Below are 4,516 nucleotides of genomic sequence, written 5' to 3'. Positions count from 1 at the left end.
TCATCAACCGGACACAACCCGTCGATAACGTCACGAATCCGCAGCCGAGAACCGAACGCCGCGACCAACGGCAACGACCCCAACGCCTTCTCCACCGACGGCAACCCGAACCGCGCACGCTGTCTCACAGCCCGGCACGCTGCCATCAGCCACCCTCACCACCAACCCGCCGCGCCGAAACCCGCCCACGATCACCCACGTGCGGAATGCAGGGCTAGCTCAGTTGCGGTTGATGGTGAAGGTCGACGTGGTGTTGCGGATGTCCACGGCGTTGTTGCTCAACTGCAGGTTGTTGAAGGTGACCGAGCCGACCGCCGGGCCCTGACCGGGTTCCGGCATCTCGTTGGCCCAGACGGCGAAGCCCGACTTCGCGTCGAACGCGTCACCGCTCTTGCGGGCACCGCTGATCGAGATGTTGGTGAACACCGTGTCGGTGATCGGGTTCTCCGGCTGCGATCCGGTGTACTTGGTCTGGAACATGATTCCCGAGTACGTCGGGTCGACGATGTCCACGTCGGACACCCGGATGCCGCGGAACTCCTTCGAGGCGGAGAAGACCCAGATCGCGGGGAACGTCTGGGAGCCCCAGAAATGGCCACCCGCCCGGATGATCGAGATGTTCTGGAACTGGGTCGGTGGGCTGGCTCCGAAGCCGATGAACGGGTAGCCGAAGTCCAGCGAGCTGATGGTGATCCCGGAGTACGTCAACATGTCCGCGATGTACAGGTTGCGGAAGATGTTGTTGTAGCCGCCGTAGACCGCCAGCCCGGCCGCCCGCCACGTCAACGTGGCGGTGAGGTTCTCGAACACGTTGCCGTTGTTGCCGGTCGACGCGCCCTGGTCGGTGGCCGAGAAGAGGGCGAACGCGTCATCGCCGTTCGACCGCCCCTCGGTGTTGGTGACCAGGTTGTTGGTGCTGCCGTTGGTCAGGTTCACACCATCGGCGAAGGTGTTGCGGAAGCGGCTGTTGCGGATGGTCAGCCCGCTGACGCTCACCCCCCAGTACGCGCAGACGGTGTGCTCGACCCAGACGCTGTCCAGGGTCATGTTGTCGACGTCCTTCAGCTCACCCCAGACCTTGCCCGGCCCGTCGATGCGGTTGGTGTAGTTGCCGAAGAAGGCCAGGTACGAGAAGGTCGACCCGCTGGCCGAGGACTCCACCCGGAAGCCCGCGTCGGTGTTCTGCTGGCCGGTCGGCGTCTGGAAGCGGGTGTACCACATGCCCGCGCCGGTCACCGTGATCGGCTTGCCGTACACCTGGAGCTTCTGCGCGGTCTCGTACGTGCCGGCCGGCAGGTAGACACCGATGAGGTTGCCGGTGGTGTCCATCCGGACCGCGTCCAGCGCGTTCTGGACGTCCTGGTGGCTGAAACCGCTCGGCACCCGGTAGCGGGACGGGTCCGGGTTGGCCCGTGGTGCGACCAGCTCCAGGTTGATGAAGTCGATCGCGTACGTGGTGGTGTTGGCCGGGTCCTTCTGCAAGCGGATCTTGCTGCCGGCCGGGATGGTCGAGTTCAACATCACGTTGGCCTCGTCGTACAGGTGGCGAGGCGGGCCGGCGCTCGGCGAGTCACTCGGGCCGGCCTCCGCGCCGTAGAGCCAGATGTGCTTGGAGGTCAGGTTGACCGGCTTGTGCAGGGTGCCGTTGACATAGATGTTCAACGTCGAATCGATGCCTCCACCACCCGGCGCGTCGGGGATGGAGAAGCGGGTGACCAGGGTGTTGGTCGCCGCCCGGGTGGTCCACTCGACGTACGCGCCGGTGCTGTTCAGGGTGACCGCGCGACGTCCGGACGCCTCACCGCCGAGGTTGCCGATCTCCCGGTTCGGCCCGACCTGCCCGGCACCGCCGCCGGTCGTGCCGTCCTCGGCCTCGTACATGTCGTAGCCGAGGTTGGCGCCGCGCCCCACGAAGAGCGGGCGGTCGCTGGTGTTGTTGGCCTGCTTGACCGGCAGCTCGTTGGCGTCGGCGGCGAGCACCACCCGGACGGTGTACTTGCCGTTCGCGGCCGTCCAGGTGCCCAGGGTGATCGGGCCGACCGTGGCCCCGGCGTTGATCACACCGGAGTACGAGCCGGTCAGGGTACGGACCGCGGTGCCGGACTCGTTGAGCACGGTGAGCGTGATGCCGTGCGCACCCGAGGTGGACGCCTGGTTGCCGGCGTTACGGATGGACACCGAGAAGGTGACCGTGTTGCCGGCCGACGGGTTGCCCGGTGACCAGGCGACCGCCGAGGCGACCAGGTCGGCGCTGGCGACCGCGCTGACCACCAGCGGGCTGGGGTTCGTGTAGCTGTTGTTGGTGTCGTCCTGCTCGACGACCGTGTTCGACTCGTCGACCTTCGCGCTGAGCGGGTAGCTGCCCGCGTCCCGGGTGCCGATGCTGGCGTTGACGGTGGTCGAGGCGCCGGCCGCGAGGCCACCGACGGACGCGGTGCCCACCCGGGTGGAGCCCAGGTAGAAGTTGACGTTGGTCGCCGCCGAGGCCGCCGATCCGGCGTTGCGCACGGTGGCCGAGAGGGTGATGGTGCTGGTCTCCACCGGTGCGGACGGGCTGAACGACATGCCGGTGACGGTCAGGTCCGGGTTCGGCGCCGGAGTGCCGAAGACCTGGAACTCGGCGACCTGCCCGGCCGGTGCGCCGGTGTTCGAGGCGATCGACAGCCGCACGTCGGCCGCCGCAGCGGAGACCGGGATGGTCACCGTGTTGCCGCTGGACGGGTTGAACGTGTAGTTCGCCGCGCCGACCAGGGTGGTGAACGTCGACGAGCCCTGGTCCCGGCCGAGCACAGTGATGTTCTGGGTACGCGTACCCCAGGCCGAGTCCGGGTTGAGCTTCAGCACGACCTGGCTGAGGCTGGCGTTCGCGCCGAGCTGCACGGTCAGCGTGCTCGGGTTGCCGTTGCCCTCCCAGTAGGTGGCCACGTTGTTGTCGTTGGCGTTGGTCGCCACGAACGTGTGCACGTACCCGGAGGCGGTGATCGGCTTACCGACCGCCAGGTTGGTACCGGTCGGCGGGGTGCCGGTGCCGGTCCGGGTCACGGTGTTGCTGTTCGCCGACTGGTTGCCGGCCGCGTCCCTGGCCCGCACGTAGTACGAGACCGTGGCGCTGTCGGGCTGACTGTCGGTGTACGTCAGCGTCGAGCCGCTGACGCTGCCGCGCAGCCCACCGTTGCCGTACACGTCGTAGCCGGTCACCCCGACGTTGTCGGTGGACGCCGACCAGGTGAGCCGGACCTGCCCGCTGGCGGGCTGGGTGTAGGCGAGGTTGCCGGGGACACTCGGCGCCTGGGTGTCCGTGCTGCCGCTGGCGCCGTACACCTCAACCTCGGAGAACTGCGCGGCCGGCCAGCCGGTGTTGCCGGTGACCTGCACCCGTACGTAGCGGGTGCTGGCGGCGGTGAAGCTGACGGTCGCGGTGTTGCCGCTGCTCGGGTTGAAGGTGTAGCCGGCGGACGCCTTCAGGGTGGTGAAGGACGAGCCGTTGGTCGAGCCCAGCACCGACAGCGTCTGCGTACGCGTCTGCCAGTCCGAGGAGGGCGGCAGCTTCAGCACCACCCGGTCCACGTTGACCGTGGCGCCGAGGTCGGCCTGGATCCACTGCGGGAACGCGTTGTTCGCGCTCTCCCAGTAGGTCGACGCGCTGCCGTCGTTGGCGTTGCCCGCCACGTAGTTCTGGTTGTAGCTGCTGGCGGTCATGGTGGCGGAGAGCCCGGCGAGCAGGGCCATCCGGGCGGCGGACGCGGACGCGTCGACCGCCGGTGCGGCGCTGGCCGTGGGGGTGACGACCGGGGCGGTGGCGAGGAGCAGGCCGGCGAGCGCGCCGGCGAGGATCCTGCGGCTGGTTCGGGGCGCGCCGCTCGGCGGGGTGCCTCGTCTGGTACCGGTTCTGGACATGGGGTCGCTACACCTCTTTCGGGGGTGGGGTGTGGTGCGTTGCCCGGTGACGGGTGCCGGGGTACGCCCGTCGTGCCGCGACAGGTGGGGGACGGTTGGGGGACGGGATTCTGGCCGGCCCGGGGCGGCGCTGCACCCGGGTCGCCGGGACCGGGTGGCCCCCGCCCTGGCGGGGCGGGGGCCGCCGGTCTAGCTGGAATAGACCTCGAACTCGCTGAGCTGACCGGCCGGCCAGCCGCTGTTGCCGGTCACGGTCAGCCGCAGGTACCGCTGGCTGGTCGCCGTGAAGGTCACGGTGACGGTGTTGCCGCTGGCCGGGTTGAAGGTGTAGCCGGCGGACGCCTTCACGGTGGAGAACGACGAGCCGTCGGCGGAGCCGAGCACCGACATCGTCTGGGTGCGGGTCTGCCAGGCCGATGACGGTGGCAGCTTCAGCACGACCCGGGACACCGTTCGAGTGGCGCCCAGGTCCACCGTCACCGACTGCGGGAACGCGTTGTTCGCGCTCTCCCAGTAGGTGTTCGGGTTGCCGTCCACCGCGTTGGACGCCGCGTACACGTCGGAGTGGCTGGTCTCGGTGATCGGGCGCCCGGCCGCCAGGTTGCCGGTGGGCGGCGGG

2 protein-coding genes are annotated in these 4,516 nt (G+C 69.0%); both read right to left on the bottom strand.

The window, feature by feature from the left end:
* Positions 1 to 219: 219 nt before the first annotated feature.
* Positions 220 to 3,897, bottom strand: a complete 3,678-nt coding sequence (locus F8271_RS30005) for a discoidin domain-containing protein (RefSeq protein WP_151493170.1) — start codon at positions 3,895 to 3,897, stop codon at positions 220 to 222.
* A gap of 189 nt (positions 3,898 to 4,086) precedes the next feature.
* Positions 4,087 to 4,516: discoidin domain-containing protein (locus F8271_RS30000; RefSeq protein ID WP_192580520.1), on the bottom strand; the 430-nt coding region annotated here is incomplete at its 5' end.

It is taken from the genome of Micromonospora sp. ALFpr18c (assembly GCF_008868155.1).
GTDB lineage: Bacteria > Actinomycetota > Actinomycetes > Mycobacteriales > Micromonosporaceae > Micromonospora.
This window is presented reverse-complemented; position numbering and strand designations above follow the sequence as displayed.

Coding starts and splice junctions, on each gene's coding strand:
- F8271_RS30005 (WP_151493170.1), bottom strand. CDS start 3,897: ATGTCCAGAACCGGTACCAGACGAGGCACCCCGCCGAGCGGCGCGCCC.